The organism is Streptomyces sp. NPDC012466 (assembly GCF_042955215.1).
GTDB lineage: Bacteria > Actinomycetota > Actinomycetes > Streptomycetales > Streptomycetaceae > Streptomyces.
In genome coordinates, this window is record NZ_JBIBEQ010000012.1 from 96,448 (window position 1) to 111,225 (window position 14,778).

Annotated in this window: 19 protein-coding genes and 1 tRNA gene; 5 read left to right on the forward strand and 15 right to left on the reverse strand. The window is 69.4% G+C overall.

All coding sequences use genetic code 11. From position 1 onward, the window contains the following. Nucleotides 1–3: 3 nt before the first annotated feature. From ACFY9E_RS34765 to ACFY9E_RS34780, 4 genes are all read right to left on the reverse strand, one after another. Nucleotides 4–1,296, reverse strand: coding sequence for a homoserine dehydrogenase (locus tag ACFY9E_RS34765; protein WP_283972398.1), 1,293 nt, complete (start codon nt 1,294–1,296; stop codon nt 4–6). A 156-nt stretch (nt 1,297–1,452) separates the two neighbouring features. Then, nucleotides 1,453–2,844, reverse strand: coding sequence for a diaminopimelate decarboxylase (lysA, locus tag ACFY9E_RS34770; protein ID WP_390991102.1), 1,392 nt, complete (start codon nt 2,842–2,844; stop codon nt 1,453–1,455). Between the two features lie 16 nt (nt 2,845–2,860). Beyond that, nucleotides 2,861–3,907: an ArgS-related anticodon-binding protein NrtL gene (nrtL, locus tag ACFY9E_RS34775; protein WP_390991105.1), complete on the reverse strand. Its 1,047-nt coding sequence runs from the start codon at nt 3,905–3,907 to the stop codon at nt 2,861–2,863. 104 nt (nt 3,908–4,011) lie between these two features. Beyond that, nucleotides 4,012–4,476: a response regulator gene (locus ACFY9E_RS34780; protein WP_390991108.1), complete on the reverse strand. Its 465-nt coding sequence runs from the start codon at nt 4,474–4,476 to the stop codon at nt 4,012–4,014. Nucleotides 4,477–4,650: 174 nt separating this feature from the next. Between ACFY9E_RS34780 and ACFY9E_RS34785 the strand changes: the two genes are divergently transcribed. Then, nucleotides 4,651–4,722: transfer RNA gene (locus ACFY9E_RS34785), tRNA-Arg, on the forward strand. A gap of 250 nt (nt 4,723–4,972) precedes the next feature. On the opposite strand, the gene ACFY9E_RS34790 is transcribed toward ACFY9E_RS34785, so the two are convergent. The 10 genes from ACFY9E_RS34790 to ACFY9E_RS34835 form a co-directional block, all read right to left on the reverse strand. Then, nucleotides 4,973–5,269 carry a GYD domain-containing protein gene (locus tag ACFY9E_RS34790; RefSeq protein ID WP_390991111.1) on the reverse strand — a complete coding sequence of 99 codons (297 nt, stop codon included), beginning with the start codon at nt 5,267–5,269 and terminating at the stop codon, nt 4,973–4,975. A 241-nt stretch (nt 5,270–5,510) separates the two neighbouring features. Next, nucleotides 5,511–6,884: a tyrosine-type recombinase/integrase gene (locus ACFY9E_RS34795; protein ID WP_390991113.1), complete on the reverse strand. Its 1,374-nt coding sequence runs from the start codon at nt 6,882–6,884 to the stop codon at nt 5,511–5,513. After that, nucleotides 6,881–7,075, reverse strand: a complete 195-nt coding sequence (locus ACFY9E_RS34800; protein ID WP_030246378.1) for an AlpA family transcriptional regulator — start codon at nt 7,073–7,075, stop codon at nt 6,881–6,883. Before ACFY9E_RS34800 ends, ACFY9E_RS34795 begins: the two co-directional genes overlap by 4 nt. Next, entirely contained in the window at nt 7,051–8,367 is a 1,317-nt protein-coding gene (locus ACFY9E_RS34805; RefSeq protein ID WP_390991479.1) for a replication initiator, read from the reverse strand. Before ACFY9E_RS34805 ends, ACFY9E_RS34800 begins: the two co-directional genes overlap by 25 nt. Nucleotides 8,368–8,507: 140 nt before the next feature. Then, nucleotides 8,508–8,753: a SpdD protein gene (locus ACFY9E_RS34810; protein ID WP_390991116.1), complete on the reverse strand. Its 246-nt coding sequence runs from the start codon at nt 8,751–8,753 to the stop codon at nt 8,508–8,510. Nucleotides 8,754–8,777: 24 nt separating this feature from the next. Further along, entirely contained in the window at nt 8,778–8,972 is a 195-nt protein-coding gene (locus ACFY9E_RS34815; RefSeq protein ID WP_390991119.1) for a hypothetical protein, read from the reverse strand. Nucleotides 8,973–8,985: 13 nt separating this feature from the next. Next, complete coding sequence (locus tag ACFY9E_RS34820) at nt 8,986–9,177, reverse strand: mobile element transfer protein (protein ID WP_390991121.1); 192 nt, start codon at nt 9,175–9,177, stop codon at nt 8,986–8,988. Between the two features lie 11 nt (nt 9,178–9,188). After that, nucleotides 9,189–9,857 (reverse strand): DUF2637 domain-containing protein, encoded by a 669-nt coding sequence (locus ACFY9E_RS34825; protein WP_390991123.1) that lies wholly within the window; start codon nt 9,855–9,857, stop codon nt 9,189–9,191. Nucleotides 9,858–9,940: 83 nt separating this feature from the next. After that, nucleotides 9,941–11,317, reverse strand: coding sequence for an FtsK/SpoIIIE domain-containing protein (locus ACFY9E_RS34830; RefSeq protein ID WP_390991126.1), 1,377 nt, complete (start codon nt 11,315–11,317; stop codon nt 9,941–9,943). After that, a complete protein-coding gene (locus tag ACFY9E_RS34835; protein ID WP_030851889.1) occupies nt 11,317–11,673 on the reverse strand; it encodes a hypothetical protein in 357 nt (118 codons plus the stop codon). Before ACFY9E_RS34835 ends, ACFY9E_RS34830 begins: the two co-directional genes overlap by 1 nt. A 193-nt stretch (nt 11,674–11,866) precedes the next feature. On the opposite strand from ACFY9E_RS34835, the gene ACFY9E_RS34840 reads away from it, so the two are divergent. Continuing rightward, entirely contained in the window at nt 11,867–12,235 is a 369-nt protein-coding gene (locus ACFY9E_RS34840) for a hypothetical protein (protein ID WP_390991130.1), read from the forward strand. Between the two features lie 26 nt (nt 12,236–12,261). Here ACFY9E_RS34840 and ACFY9E_RS34845 read toward each other — a convergent pair whose 3' ends face one another. Continuing rightward, nucleotides 12,262–13,050 carry a GntR family transcriptional regulator gene (locus ACFY9E_RS34845; protein WP_189131113.1) on the reverse strand — a complete coding sequence of 263 codons (789 nt, stop codon included), beginning with the start codon at nt 13,048–13,050 and terminating at the stop codon, nt 12,262–12,264. A gap of 107 nt (nt 13,051–13,157) precedes the next feature. Here ACFY9E_RS34845 and ACFY9E_RS34850 point away from each other — a divergent pair, with 107 nt between their 5' ends. From ACFY9E_RS34850 to ACFY9E_RS34860, 3 genes are read left to right on the forward strand one after another with little or no spacing between them, the layout of a single operon-like run. After that, nucleotides 13,158–13,565, forward strand: a complete 408-nt coding sequence (locus ACFY9E_RS34850) for an NUDIX hydrolase (protein ID WP_189131298.1) — start codon at nt 13,158–13,160, stop codon at nt 13,563–13,565. 46 nt (nt 13,566–13,611) lie between these two features. Next, nucleotides 13,612–14,037: an ATP-binding protein gene (locus ACFY9E_RS34855; RefSeq protein ID WP_390991134.1), complete on the forward strand. Its 426-nt coding sequence runs from the start codon at nt 13,612–13,614 to the stop codon at nt 14,035–14,037. Continuing rightward, entirely contained in the window at nt 14,037–14,417 is a 381-nt protein-coding gene (locus ACFY9E_RS34860) for a hypothetical protein (RefSeq protein ID WP_390991482.1), read from the forward strand. The genes ACFY9E_RS34855 and ACFY9E_RS34860 overlap by 1 nt, the downstream gene beginning before the upstream one ends. Nucleotides 14,418–14,778: the final 361 nt, after the last annotated feature.

The window sequence follows — 14,778 nt, forward strand, 5'->3', positions numbered from 1 at the left end:
TGGTTACTCTCCTTCAACCCGCATGATGCTGGCGACACCACGCACGGTGTCGAGCTTGCGCAACGCCTCGACGGTCCCGGTGAGGGCGGCGTCGGACGCACGGTGCGTGACGACGACGAGGGAGGCCTCGCCGTCCTTCCCCGATTGGCGAACCGTATCGATCGAGACTCCGTGCTCGGCGAAGACGGTCGCGACCTGGGCGAGAACACCCGGTTTGTCGGCCACGTCGAGGCTGATGTGGTACCGCGTGACCACGTCACCCATCGGGGACACCCGCAGCGCGGCGTAGGCGGACTCGCCCGGTCCGGTCGTGCCGCTGAGCCGGTTGCGGCAGACGGCGACGAGGTCGCCCAGCACGGCCGAGGCGGTGGGGGAACCGCCCGCTCCGGGGCCGTAGAACATGAGCTGCCCGGCGGCGTCGGACTCGACGAACACGGCGTTGTAGGCGCCGCGGACGGAGGCCAGCGGGTGGCTCAGCGGGATCATCGCGGGGTGCACCCGCGCGGTGACGGACTGCCCGTCCTCGGCCCGCTCGCAGATGGCGAGCAGCTTGATGGTGCAGCCCATCTCCTTCGCGGAGGCGAAGTCGGCCGCGGTCACCTCGGTCATGCCCTCGCGGTAGACGTCGTCGAGGCGCACGCGGGTGTGGAAGGCGATGCCGGCGAGGATCGCGGCCTTGGCGGCGGCGTCGAACCCCTCGACGTCGGCGGTCGGGTCGGCCTCCGCGTAGCCCAGGGCGGTGGCCTCGTCGAGGGCCTCCTGGTACCCGGCGCCCGTCGAGTCCATCTTGTCGAGGATGAAGTTGGTGGTCCCGTTGACGATGCCCATCACACGGTTGATCTTGTCGCCGGCGAGGGACTCGCGCAGCGGCCGGATCAGCGGAATGGCACCGGCGACAGCGGCCTCGTAGTACAGGTCCTTGTCGTGCTGCCCGGCGACGGCGTGCAGGGCGGCCCCGTCCTGGGCCAGCAGCGCCTTGTTGGCGGAGACGACGGAGGCGCCGTGCTCGAAGGCGGTGGTGATGAGGCCGCGAGCGGGCTCGATGCCGCCGATGACCTCGATCACGACGTCGATGTCGCCGCGTTTGACGAGGGCGGTGGCGTCGGTGGTGACGAGCTCGGGAGCGATGCCCTCACGTACCTTGTCGGGCCGCCGTACGGCCACGCCCGCGAGTTCCACCGGGGCCCCGATCCGGGCCGTGAGGTCGTCGGCGTGCGTCGTCATGATGCGCGCCACTTCTGAGCCAACCACTCCACAGCCCAGCAGCGCCACCTTCAGCGGACGCGTACGCATCATCCGACCTCGTTTCCTCTTTACCGTCTACGGTGGAACCAGTCTCACTCACCGGACGGGAGTTTCTGCCCCCGGTCCGGATCGTGAGACATCTATTTCATTTCCGCGGGGGCGGCAGACAGGAGATCTTCCGCCGGCCCGTCACCCACGGCTTCTCGCTCAGCCGACGTCGAGACGCAGCAGGTCCTCCTCCGTCTCCCGGCGGACGATCACCCGGGCCTCACCGCCGTCGACGGCGACGACCGGCGGGCGGAGCACGTGGTTGTAGTTGCTGGCCATCGACCGGCAGTACGCGCCGGTGGCCGGTACGGCGACGAGGTCACCCGGTGCCAGGTCGGACGGCAGGAACGCGTCCTTGACCACGATGTCCCCGCTCTCGCAGTGCTTGCCGACGACCCGGGCCAGCATCGGCTCCGCGTCCGAGGTGCGGGAGACCAGCGCGACGCTGTACTCGGCGTCGTACAGCGCGGTGCGGATGTTGTCCGACATGCCGCCGTCGACGGAGACGTAGGTGCGCAGCCCGTCGAGCGGCTTGATGGTGCCGACCTCGTAGAGCGTGAAGGCGGTCGGCCCGACGATGGCCCGCCCCGGCTCGACGGAGATACGGGGCGTGCGCAGCTTGGCAGCCTCGCACTCCCGCGTGACGATCTCGGTGAGCGCCTTCGCGATCTCGTGCGGCTCGCGCGGGTCGTCGTCACTCGTGTACGCGATCCCGAGCCCGCCGCCGAGGTCGATCTCGGGCAGCTCGACGCCGTGCTCGTCGCGGACGGCCTTCAGCAGCGAGACGACCCGGTGGGCGGCGACCTCGAACCCGGACATGTCGAAGATCTGCGACCCGATGTGGCTGTGGATGCCGACGAGCTCCAGACCGTCGAGCTGCAGCGCCCGCCGCACGGCCTCGGCGGCCTGCCCGCCGGCCAGGGGGATCCCGAACTTCTGGTCCTCGTGTGCCGTGGCGATGAACTCGTGGGTGTGGGCCTCGACGCCGACGGTGATCCGGATGAGGACCTTCTGCCGCTTCCCGAGGCTCTGCGCGATGTGGGCGACGCGCACGATCTCCTGGAAGGAGTCCAGCACGATGTGCCCCACACCGGACTCGACGGCCCGGGTGATCTCGTCGACGGACTTGTTGTTGCCGTGGAAGGCGATGCGCTCGGCGGGCATGCCGGCGGACAGGGCGGTGGCCAGCTCGCCGCCGGAGCAGACGTCGACGTTCAGCCCTTCCTCGTCGAGCCAGCGCACGACGGCACGGGAGAGGAACGCCTTGCCGGCGTAGAAGACGTCGGCGTCGGCCCCGAAGGCGGTGCGCCAGGCACGCGCGCGGGCCCGGAAGTCGGCCTCGTCCAGGACGTAGGCGGGGGTGCCGAACTCCTCGGCGAGCCGGGTGACGGGAATGCCGCCGACGGTCACGACACCGTCCTCGTCACGCGCCACGGTCTGGGCCCACACCTTGGGGTCCAGCGCGTTGAGGTCGGCGGGCGGAGCGGAGTAGTGCCCCTCGGGGAGGACATCGGCGTGACGGGGCCCGGCGGGATGTGCGGAACGGCTCATGATCTGTACGTGTCTCTCAGAGATGGTCGGGAGCGTCGATGCCGAGCAGGGACAGGCCGCCGGCCAGCACCGTCCCGGCGGCTTCGGCGAGCGCGAGCCGGGCACGGTGGGCGGCCGAGGGTTTCTCCTCACCGAGGGGCAGCACGGTGGGGAACAGGGGCATCGCGGCATCGGCGACAGCGAGGAGGTGCCGGGCCAGGCGGTCGGGGGTGTGATGCGTGGCGGTGGCGGCGAGGACGCGGGGATGATCGCCGAGTGCGGCGAGCAGCGCTTCCGCTTCGCTCACGGGACCGGGCTCGGGGTGGAAGCCGAGGTCGGCGGCGTTGCGCAGGAGGGCCCGGGTGCGGGCGTGGGCGTACCGGACGCGGAAGAGAGGATTGCTCTCCCGCTGGACGAGGTGATCACCGGGGATCCGGGGCCGGTCATGGGCGGCGGGGTGCAGCAGGGCCCAGCGGGCGGCGTCGCGACCGAGGGGCAGGGGGTCGGCCGGGGCGGGGACGGGGCGGACGGTCACGGACCGGTCGGGGATGAGACGCGGCCCCCGAGTGGTGACGTCCGCCCCGAGGACGGACTCCCACTCCGGGGCCGGCCGGCCGTCGCACTGGACACGGACGAAGTCCCCCTGGCTGCGAGCCACACGGGTCACGGCGTCCGCGACCACGACGGCACGCACCTCTGCCCGGCACCGGATCTCGACGGCGATCCCGCTGAAGCCCGTCGCCGTGTGCCCGAAGCGCCGCCCGCGCCGCAGGATCTCCTCGACGAGGTCGGCGGAGGCGGCGCTCCGCAGGCTGAGGTTCAGGAAGCCGGGCCCGGTGACGACGACGTCGGTGAACCGCTGCTCGTGGAGGAGCCGCGCCCGCAGGGTCTCGGCGACGTCACGCGGCGGCCGGCCTGCCTCGCGGGCCAGCTGGAGGGCGATGTTCGTGGCGTAGTCGCCGCAACCCCCGGGCCCCGGCGGAGTGACCACGGCCCGCTCCGGCACGGTCACGCTGAGCTCACCCTCGTCGACAGCGCGACGCACGGCGTGCAGCACGGTGCGGGAGAGCTCGACGGGGGTCACGGGACAAGCGTATGGGAGGAAGGGGGTGGGTATGCGAGCCGGTTTCGGTACGGTCCGCGATGTGGACGCGGCGCCCCTTCAAGGGCTGCGCGGGTCCCACTCGCCTACGGCACGGCGGGCAGATCCACTTCCTTCACCTGAGCGCCGTCGCCGCCGGCATCGGGACCACCGCCGCGCTCCCGGCCCCCGCCTCGGGCCCGCTCGACCAACTTCCCCACCATGTGCACGAGTTCCGCGGGCTCGAAGGGCTTGGCGAGGAAGGCGTCGACGCCCACCTCGAGCCCGGCCTCGATCTCGTGGTGGCCGCAGGCGCTGATGATGGCGAGGGGCACGTCCCGGGTCCGCGGATCGGCCCGGAGCCGAGCGGCGGTCCGAAGCCCGTCCAGCCGCGGCATGACGACGTCGAGGGTCACGACATCGGGCCGCACCTGATGCACGACTTCAAGACACTCGGCACCATCGGCCGCGGTCACGACCTCCAGCCCCTCAAGCTCGAGGTTGACCCTGATCAACTGCCGGATGACCTTGTTGTCGTCCACAACAAGCACCCTGCCCGACGCGCCTGGCACAACTCGAGAGTAGGTCGACCCCGGCCATCGCGTCCCGGTTTTCCCACTTCCACCCCGCACGAACGACCCGCGCCCCCGCCCCCGCCCCCGCCCCCGACAGCGGAAACCCGTTCATGACCACCCCGAGGGAGCTGGTAGTGTTCTACCCGTCGCCGCGAGCAACGCGACGAACACGCCCCCGTAGCTCAGGGGATAGAGCAACGGCCTCCGGAGCCGTGTGCGCAGGTTCGAATCCTGCCGGGGGCACCCTGTATGAGGTGCCTAAAGACCCCGTCACCAGCGGAAACGCTGAGGCCGGGGTCTTCGCGTATGTGCAGGCGTATGCCGCTCGGAGCGGGCGTATGTCGGGGGCTGTGGACGAGGCGTGGACGGGATCTTGGGACGTAAGCGCAGGTCATGCCCGGTACCCCCCGAGGCCCCGGACACGCCCAGGGGCCTTGGGGGGACCGCCTTGAGCGTGTCACTCGTACCAACAGAACCTCGACGGGGAAGTCCCTCAGCCGGTGGCTTTGGAGATGATGCGGCCCATCTCCTCCCGGCCGAAGGCTCGCAGGGTCGTGCTACGGACGTTGCCCAACGCGCCGACCTGTAGGAGCACTGCGGTGGCAGTCTCGTCGTCGGGCGCCTCCACGACAGCCACGATGTCGTACGGGCCGACAGTCCAGAAGAGGTTCAGGACCTTCACCCCGAGCTTCTGAGCCGCTGCCGTGAAGGCTTCGGCGCGTTGCGGGGTGTCCTTGTAGTCGCGGACTCCCTGGTCGGTCCAGTTCAGCAGCGCAACAAACGTCGGCATGATCCTTTACCCCTGTAAGTAGACGCAACTAGTCGTGGTCAACTCTGGGCATCATGCGCGTAATGCGCATGAGAGGCGCCTCTGAACGAGTGATGGAACCGGCCTTACTTCATGGCCCGGCCCGACATCACCCCGGAGCCACCGGCGCTCAATTCCTGAGGACAGGAACGCCCCTCTCGGCCAAGGCATGCCGATGCCCCCGGAACAAGTCCGGGGGCATCGGGGCTACCGTCGTCTGCGATCACTCGTACTCGCGCAACAGATCCTCAATACGCCGGTTGGCGACGTCTTGCCGTCCGTCGAGGCATTTGGCGTAGCGGGCCAGCAAAACCTCCACGCTGTTGCCGGCGCGCTCGGCCACCTCGGTAGGGTCGACACCGGCGTTGAGCCACGTCGACAGCGCCGAGTGCCGGAGGTCGTACGGCCGACTCGCGAGCGGCGAGGCCGCGACGGCCGGCGGAAGCGCCAAGAGCCGAGCTTCCTGCCACACGCGGTAGTAGGTCGACGACGGGACGACCGAGCCCTTCTCACTGAAGAAGAGCCGTCCGTCGTCCGCCGTGCCGAAGGTGGCCAGGTGCTCGCGGAGCACGGCGACGAGGTGGGGCGGGATGGGCACCCGCCTGACGTCCTCGGTCGGCCGGTTCTTCAGCCCGCGGTCGTCATGGGTCTCCCCCGAGTCGGTCCACTGCTTGCCGACGGACGGACGGGTCCGGTGGAGCAGCGCCGAGCCCCAGCCCTGCTCGGGAAGCTTCAGGTCCGTCTCGACGAGGCCGATCGCTTCCGCCGGCCGCAGGCCACCGAAGTACATGGCGGCGAACAGACCCACGAGGCGACGACCACGAGCACGCCGGTACCCGCCCACGTAGGAAACCGCCGCCAGGAGGTTCCGTGCCTGCTCCGGGTTGGCGACAACCCGCGGGTCGACCTGGGTGGACACCTTCGGCTTCTGCCAGCGGACAGCCGTGATGGGGTTCTCCCGCAGCTCCCCCAGGTCGACGGCGTAGTTCGCGGCGTTGACGAGTGTCCGACGCTTGCGCCGCACGGTCTCCGCCGCTGCCGCCGTGCCGTCGAGCTTGAGCTTCAGCGAGTCGAGGACCGTGCGAGCCGTGGCCGCTTCAGCGAGATCGGCGAGCGGCCGGGATGCCTTGGACACCCAATGGAGAACGTTCCGCACGTCGTCCGGGACTTCCCGGTCATCGGGCCCTGGCAGCACGAAGGCCCAGTTGCGCAGTGCTCTGCGGATTTCCTCGTCGGACGGTCGTCCGGCGCGCTCGTCGAGGAGTTCCAGCGTCACGCTGGTGAGGGCTTCGTTGATGCCGTCCCGTGTGTTGGGGGCGGCATGAGGCCATTTCATGGCGAGGTATCGGAGGGCGAAGGCATACCACGACACGGCCGACTTCTTCTCTTCCATCGAGGCCGGGAGCCCCGACTCCGTGTCGAACTCCTCGCCGTCGCGCATGGCACGCATGAGCTTCGTGCGGTAGTGGTCGGCAAGTGCCTTGGTACGGAAGGACTCCGAGAACACATTGCCTGCGACGGACCAGCGGACACCGTACGAGGGCGTTTTGGTGTCCCGCTTGCGGACTCCCCAGACCTTCACATCGAGAGACTTCACGCGGCCTCCTCCAGCTGTCGCAGCCATGTGTTGAAGTCACTCCGCCAAACCCGCAGCTCTCCGTTGGGCAGCTTGAATGCGGCTGGCCCGTACCCCAGTTCTCGCCAGCGGTAGAACGTCCGACGGGAGACACCGCCCAGCTCATCCAGGACTTGGCGAACGGTCATCAGCTCGTCACGACGTGCGTCCATGTCGGTTCTCCTTCCGTTCCGGGGGCGGGTTCGAGGGACGCAGCGAGCCAGGCCTCGCCGTTACTCAGGCCGGTTCCGGCGAAGACCCAGTGGGCGAGGACGAGCGTGGTTTCGCCGTCCTGGGGAGCGGCAGTGGCGGCTTGTGCGCGGCGCCATTCGGCGCGGGCGTCGCGGAGGGCGCCGAGGGTGGTGGAGTAGCGGCGGGACTTGGTGGAGAAGTGGCCGCGGAAGCCGAGCATGTGGGCCCAGGCGCGCAGGCGGAGGTGTTCGAGGTCCTTGCGGGCGCCGAGGAACCATGCGGTGCGGATCAAGCGGCGGGCGTGGTCGCTGATGTCGAGCTGGGCGAGTTCGGCGGCGAACTTGAGCGGCCGGTCCAGAGCTCCCGTCGCGGTCTCCGCACCCTTGGTGGCGTACTTGGCGATATAGGCGGCAACGGCCCGTTCGGTCAGTTCCTGGCCGTCGTTGAAGTCGGCCGAGCGGATGGTGCGGACGTCGAGTTGGCGGCCGAAGGTGAAGGTGTGGGTGCGGCCGTCGACGGTCGGGCCGTCCACGCGGACCTTGGCGGCGGCAGCGCGGATGGCGTCCGTGAGCAGCTCGGCGGTTGCCCAGGTAGGGGGCGGGGTGTCGCCGCCGGTGGGGCCGTCGATGCGGATGACGGCGTGGAAGTGGACTGCGCCGCGCTTCTGGTACTCGGCGACCTTGGCGAAGGACACGCGGGCGTGCTCGCGGAAGCGCCGCTGGGAGAGGCCGGCGCGCTTGGCGACCTCTCGGCGCAGGTAGGTGGAGAAGCGCCGCCAGAGCGGACCGGTGTGGGCGTTCCAGAGCACGGCGGCTTCGTAGGCGTAGGTGTCCGGGTTGAGCGGGGAGCCGAGTGCGTCGTCGTCCTGGTCGTGGTGGGTGCCGCAGCGGCAGGGGCGCCCGCTGGAGGGGCGGTTGTGGACGGGGCCGAAGCTCGGTGCTGTGAAGGTGGCGAACACGCGCGGGTGGGCGGCGACGTGTTCGGGGATGCCCTTGCCGCCGCGCAGGCCGGAGGCGATCAGGTGGAAGGTGTCGCGGCGGTAGACCTCGGCGCAGGCCGGGCAGCGGGTCGTGCGGCGGTTGTTGCAGCGAACGAGGAGTTGCCCGGCCGGGAGGCTGGACGAGTCGAGGCGGTGGAGGACGTTTCCGATTTCGCCGGTCGTGGTGTCGACGTCGTACTCGGTGCGGTGGCCGTCGAGGCGTATCGGGTTGGTGCAGCCGCCGAGTCCGGAGAGTTGGCGGAGGATACCCGGCAGCGTGCCCTGCGCGGCCAGGTTCGCGAGTTCCGGGAGTGGGGCCGGAGTGGTGCGGGTGAAGATGGCGTTTCCCCTTCTGACTGGCTCGGTCGGGAGGAACAGGCCCCGGGGCGGCGAAATGCTTGGTCGTGTGCCGCCGCCCCGGAGGCCAGCGCGGTTCAGCGGCGGTGGTGGTCGCGGAGCATGGAGCGCAGGACGACGGCGGCCACGGCAACGGAGATGGCCGTGACGGCGACGGCGGCCAGGAGCGCGGTGAGGACGACCCCGCCGACGACTAGGGCGACGACGGTTTTCTGATCGATGGAGACCGACGGGAGCGAGCGCCGTACGGGTGTCGTCTCGGTCGGGGTGTGAGTGTGAGCGGGCGGCGGGGTCGGGCTGTCGGGGTACTTCGGGAGGAACACGGTCAGGGCTCCTTATCTACTCGTCTAGGCGTGTGAGCCGTTTATGACAGTCACGCCGGAGCGCGTGCCGGACTCGATGGCGGGTGCGAGGAAGGTGCGGGAGAGCCAGAAGCCGAAGAGGGCGATCAGGACGACGATCCAGACGCGGACGCCGAGGAACCTGACTGCTCCCCAGGCGAAGAAGCCGAGGACGGCGACGAGCGGCAGGCTGACGGTCACGGGGCGAGTCCTTTCAGCGAACGGGGCAGCGGTGGGTGCGGGCGGCCAGCTCGGCGGCGGCGCGGCCGTCGTAGTCGGTCGAGAAACCGCAGCGCGGGGCGGTGCAGGCGGCGGTGTGCTTCTCCTGTCCCCGGCCGTCGTAGTACGTGCCGACCTGGACGGGGCCCATGCGGACGACGTTGCGGAAGCGGCGGTTGGCGGTCACGCAGGTCTCCTTCAGAGGTGGGTGGCGATGGCTTCGGCCATGGGTTCGGGCACTCCGAGACGGGTGCGGAGGGTCGGGGTGTCGATGGGTGTTCCGGTGCGGGTGTGGTGTTCGGCGGCGACCTTGCGGGCGTGGGCGACCAGGGCGGCCGGTACGGGCAAGGCGGGACGCTCGGGCGGCTCCTGCTCGTCGGCCGGGTGGGGCGGGGCTTGTTCGGCGGCCAGGTGTGCAGGCGGCTCGGGATGGGGTTCTGGTGCCTCCGCGCGGTCGTGGACGTCGTTGTCCTTGTCGGGGTCGGCGGCCTGGTCGAGGGTTGTCGGCGCCGAGTGCGCGAGGAGCGTGCCGCCGAGGAAGGCGACCGCGGGCCAGCCCGCGACGAGGATGCGCAGCCAGGCCGGTACGTGATTCATGTCGAGGAGGCCGGCGGTTGCGACGTTGGCTCCGAGGGAGGCGGTGAGCGCGATGACGAACCAGCACCACCCGGCCGCTTTGGCTTCCCCGGACCGCAGTCGGCGCCAGGCGGCGACGAGCAGCAGGTCGACGCTGATCGGGTAGGCCCAGGCTTTCCATCCGTCCTGCCCGGCCGCCGAGGCGATGTCGTGCAGGTGGGCGAAGGACAGCGCGGCAGCGATGACGGCTTGGATGAGCACCGCGTCAACGCGGGCCAGTTGGGCGCGCATGATGCGGCTCCTTCCGGATTCAGGCATGGGAGGGGCAGGGACTTGGCGTGAGACGGTCACACCGACCGGGTTGATGGAGGAGGTCAGCCGGTAGCCGGGCGGGGTTCGACGACCGGGGCCGGAGATGCGACCGGCCGTACGGCCACCTCTGGCAGGAAGGGCTTGAGCGCGGGCACGTCCGGCACCAGGCGTGCGGACTCTCGGCAGGCCGCCGCCGCATCGCTGAGGGACAGGTACGGCGTGCGGATGCGCGACCAGCCGCCGGAGGTGTCACCCGCGACGGCCAGGCCGGGGCGTTCAGGTGCGATGGCACAGGCAGCCGAGACTGCCTCGGGTGCGATATCGCCGAGCGCCATCTTCGCGGAGGCGTCATCGTTCACCCGGTGGCAGACGCGGCCGGTCAACTGGGCTCGCAACATGGTCGCGCCCTTGCCCAGCTCGGCGCCGAAGCGCTGCCCGCAGACCTCCAGGTAGATGCCGGCCGCGCGGCCGAGCTGGGCGAGCCGGATGAGCTGGGTGACCATCTCGTCCCGCCGTTCCTCGTCCTTCCTGGTGGCGACGAGGAAGAGTTCAGCCACCTCGTCCACGAACAGCACGAGAGGGACGGGACGTTCGGACTCGGGCAGTCCCCAGATGTCGGAGGTGATCTCCTCAGCCGGGGTGTCCGGGGCGATGCCTTGCCGGGCCTTGATCAGGTCGTATCGGTCCTCCATTTCCCTCACGAGCACGGGCAGCAACTCGGCAGCCTGTTCCGGTTCGGTCGCCAGCGCGGAGAGGCGGGAGGCGAACGGCGCCAGCTCCACTCCGCGCTTGCAGTCGATCCCGACCAGGGCGACCGGCTGAGGGGCGAGTCCGGCGATCAGGTGCCGCAGATACATGGACTTGCCCGACAGCGTGGCCCCGAGGGTGAGTTGGTGGGGTACGGTCCGGTAATCACGTATAAACGGCATGGCGTCCTCCCGCAGGGCCACCGGCACCTGAAGGAACCCGGCGTCCACCTTGCGCGGCATCCGCACTCGCCGCAGCACATCGAAGCCAACCAGCCGCAGCTCAACAACACCCGGCTTGACCGTGGTCACGTACACGGCGTGAACGCCCCAGGCATGCCGCAGCCGTTCCGCCGAGGCGGCGACGTCGGCTGGTTCCTGCCCCGGAGCGAGCCGCAGCCGGAGCCGCAGCCCGGTCGAGGTGGGCCGGATGATGCCCCGACGCGGAGGTACGGGACGAACTTCACGGCGAGTGGCGGCCTTGACCGCCAGCATTCGCAGCCGGGACGGAGCCACGGTCAGGCCGCAGGCCTCCATGACCGAGCCGTACGAGCTGAGGAGTCGAGCCGTGGATATCGGCAGGCCGACCGTGGACCAGTACACCCCGGGATGCTTGGCCCGGGCGTAGGCGGCCCCGCCGCCGAGTGCGACGACAGGACCACCCACTTCCAGGAGTGCCGTTAGGTCGGTCATCAGGCAGCGGCCCCGGTGGCGGCCGGGAACGCGGCCGGAGTCACGGCGGCGGCGCGGTAGGCGATGCCGTGCCGCTGCTGCCCGTTGAAGACGCTCTCCCACGGCCGGGCCACCAGGCCCGGAAGCGAGACCGGAGCCCCGAGCGTCAGCCCCTCGGAGACTCCGCTCTCGGGAACGGTGACCTTGATCAGCGACGATTCGCCGTCCTCCAGGTAGACGACGCCGATCGTCATCAGTGCCTCTCCGCTGGTGGCGTCCTTGGCGATCTCGCCCGTCTGCCGGTCGCGGACCTTGGGCTCGGGGGCCTCGGTCAGCAGGATCGTTGCGGCCGAGGTCTCTACACGGATGGTGCGCAAGACTTCTCCCCATCTACTCGTCTATACAAGATGCGGCGTTCGAACCCGATCTCCCGGGAACGGCAACCACCTTGCCACACAACTTGCCCACTCGTCTATACGAGTGTGCCTGTTGAGATGTACGAGTTGGAGCAGGAGTCATGCACCACTGCTTCAAGTCCTCGATGTCAGAGCCATGGGGCAGGATCCGAGCATGCTGATTGCGACGAACGCCCGCGGGCGCAGAGTGAAACGCCCCTCGAAGCCGGCGATAGGCCGCATGCTCGCGAACCTGGGGCGCGGCAACGAGCACATGGTCGTTGAACGACAGGACGCGGACGTCGTTGGCGACTGGTACATCCAGGTCCTGTTGCGCGAGAACAACACGTACCAGCTTGAGCACCGGGACGGCGTTGCTACGAAGCACTACCAGACTCAGACCGTCTCGCAGGAGAAGGTGCTTCGAGCGCTGCTCGGTTGGGCGACTGGCACATCGGAATGGCGCGAGGACTTCATGTGGAACGACATCAGCTCGATGTTCGAGCCGCCCTCCACTGAGGACACCGCAGCGATCACCGCATAGCGCCGATCCCGCTCCTTCCCGGGCGCTCACGTCGCTGGCAGCTGGTAAGACAGGACGTACGCGTCGGCCGCCATGACCGTGTCGCAGACCTCCACGGCCCGCCCTTCCTGGTCGAACGCGGTACGGATCAGGTGGATGACTGGCACGCCGGAGGCCAGCCGCAGCGTGCGCACCTCGTCGGGCGAGGGCATCCGGGCGCGGATCTCTTCCTCGAAGTGGTCGAGGCGGTGCCCCAGCTCCTCAAGGCGGGCGTAGATGCCGCCCGGCCCGGGGTTCGGCTCGGCGATCGACGTACCGCGCGCGATGTCGAGCGGCAGGTACGAGGTAGCGAACTCCACCGGCCGCCCGTCCAGCAGATACCGGCGACGCCGGGCCAGCACCCGTCGCACGGACCCGAGCCGGGTGGAGACGTCCTGGCTGGCCTTCTCCTCCTTGACCTCCAAGCTGTCCACCTGCGGGTGACTGCCGGCGGCGTCGGCCTCCACGATGAACGCGGACTTCCCCTGCTCGCGATGGCGCCGTGCGAACCGGTCGGAGGCGAGCCGCCGTACAGGCGGTCGTGGTCGCACGAAGACGCCCTTGCCGTGCTCGGCGTGCACCAGGCCCTCACCCTGGAGGACAGAGAAGGAGTTTCGAACCGTCATACGGGAAACCCCGTAATGCTCGACTAGTTCGGCCTCGGAGGGCAGCTTTTCGCCCTCCTTGAATCGCCCACGGTCGATGGCCTCGCGCAGCTGGTCGGCGATCTGCCGGAAGACCGCACGATCGCTCGTGGGGTCGAGATCGCCGAGGAGGCCGGAGGAAAGAGAGGGCACGTGTACTCCTTTAGGTATCTAGACGAGTGGGCGAGCTTTGTTGCTACGGTGGAGAGCCTAGCCAGCCGAGAGAGCAGAGGAACGTGAGCACCGACCGTCCGCACTCCGTGAGCGTCGCCGGAGTCATCGTCGACGAGCAGGACCGCGCCCTCTTGATCAAGCGCCGCGACAACGGCCACTGGGAACCCCCGGGCGGAGTCCTCGAACGCGAGGAAACCATCCCCGAGGCCCTCCAGCGCGAAGTTCTCGAAGAAACCGGCATCAAGATCGCGCTTCCCGCGACCCTGACCGGCATCTACAAGAACATGAAGGGCTTGATCGTCTCGATGGTCTTCCGCTGTGAGGCCGCCGACGGCACGCCCACCACCGGGGACGAGACCCGCGCACTGCGCTGGGCCACCCGCGAAGAAGTAATCGAACTCGCCGACGAGGCGTACGCGATCCGCGTCCTGGACGCATTGGACGCGGTCTCCCCGCCGGCCATCCGCGCCCACGACGGCGTGAAACTCGTCTAGCCCGTACCCGCTGCACATGGCGGCCTACCAGCACGAAGGAACTTGTATGCACGAGTATACGAGCACCGCCCGGGTCTGGGGACTCACTTGCCCAGGTTTTCCGGAAGAGGTCAGCCGGGCTCGCCGCTGGACGCGGGACATCCTGCGCGGATCTCCCCTAGCCGATGACGCCGAACTGATCGTGAGCGAGCTGAGCGCGAACGCCATCCTTCACACGGCGAGCGGTGGGGTAGGCAGCTTCCACCTGGCCCTGGCGGTCTCCCCCAAGGTGGTCGCCCTGTCGGTCACCGACGAGGGAGGGACGGGCACGGCCCCGAAGGTCGAGCTACCGAGCATGGACGCGGTACACGGCCGCGGCTTGGGCATGGTCAGCGCCATCGCCCACCGGGTCGTCGTCCACGGCAGCCACAGCGGCTACACCGTCACCGCCGAACTCTTCACGGACACCCAGCCGGGAGGACACCCGTGCTGATGGACAAGCCCCAGCGGGGCTTCTGGTGCGAGTGCTGGACGCAGGACGTCAACGACGAGACGGGGTGGCCGGCACTCCGGGCATCCTTCGACGCCTACTCAGCACCGCTGGCTGACAGATGGGTAGCGGCCGCCCTGCGCACCATCTCACCAGCACTCGACCCGGACGCCTCCGACGAGGCCTGGGCCTGGCTCTACGACGGCCGCATCGACACGCGGCGAGCCCTCTTACGCATGGAACCCTGCACGGTCTCCGTAACCCACGCCAGCACCCGCATCACATGGACGATTCGACCAGTCGTCTTCCTGCCGTTGCTCCACCGCCAGGGTGTGGAACTCCCAGCCTGCGCATACGACTTCACTCCCCACACCGCAGACTGAGTTACAACTTTCTCTACTGGTTCAAGGCGGCTCGCTCCGCTCCCCGCGCGCGGCCCGGCCCCCGGCCGGGCCTGCGCTCCTGTCTCCGCCCCGCTCCAGCCCGGCCGACGCCCGTGCCGCGCGCACAGCAATCAGCCACCTGATGCCAAAGAATGGGCACATCGTGGCTGGGGCGGTCGGCTCCACGGCTTTAGGCAGCCACTTTGGCGCGAGCCTCGAAGATCATGGCCCCAACGTCGTGCTTTACCGGGCAGGTCAACAGACTGCCCGACGCGCCGGAAGCTTACGGGGCCATGATCACTCGCGCCAAAGCAGCTCCAGCCCAGAGCCGCTACACCGACCTCAGCTGTGCCCTGCACCC

What these genes read in the sequence shown, in the direction of transcription:
- ACFY9E_RS34765 (WP_283972398.1), bottom strand. Translation starts at nt 1,296, where the DNA reads ATGATGCGTACGCGTCCGCTGAAGGTGGCGCTGCTGGGCTGTGGAGTG.
- lysA (WP_390991102.1), bottom strand. Translation starts at nt 2,844, where the DNA reads ATGAGCCGTTCCGCACATCCCGCCGGGCCCCGTCACGCCGATGTCCTC.
- ACFY9E_RS34790 (WP_390991111.1), bottom strand. Translation starts at nt 5,269, where the DNA reads ATGCCGACGTTTGTTGCGCTGCTGAACTGGACCGACCAGGGAGTCCGC.
- ACFY9E_RS34800 (WP_030246378.1), bottom strand. Translation starts at nt 7,075, where the DNA reads ATGGACGCACGTCGTGACGAGCTGATGACCGTTCGCCAAGTCCTGGAT.
- ACFY9E_RS34825 (WP_390991123.1), bottom strand. Translation starts at nt 9,857, where the DNA reads ATGCGCGCCCAACTGGCCCGCGTTGACGCGGTGCTCATCCAAGCCGTC.
- ACFY9E_RS34830 (WP_390991126.1), bottom strand. Translation starts at nt 11,317, where the DNA reads ATGACCGACCTAACGGCACTCCTGGAAGTGGGTGGTCCTGTCGTCGCA.
- ACFY9E_RS34840 (WP_390991130.1), top strand. Translation starts at nt 11,867, where the DNA reads ATGCTGATTGCGACGAACGCCCGCGGGCGCAGAGTGAAACGCCCCTCG.
- ACFY9E_RS34855 (WP_390991134.1), top strand. Translation starts at nt 13,612, where the DNA reads ATGCACGAGTATACGAGCACCGCCCGGGTCTGGGGACTCACTTGCCCA.
- ACFY9E_RS34860 (WP_390991482.1), top strand. Translation starts at nt 14,037, where the DNA reads ATGGACAAGCCCCAGCGGGGCTTCTGGTGCGAGTGCTGGACGCAGGAC.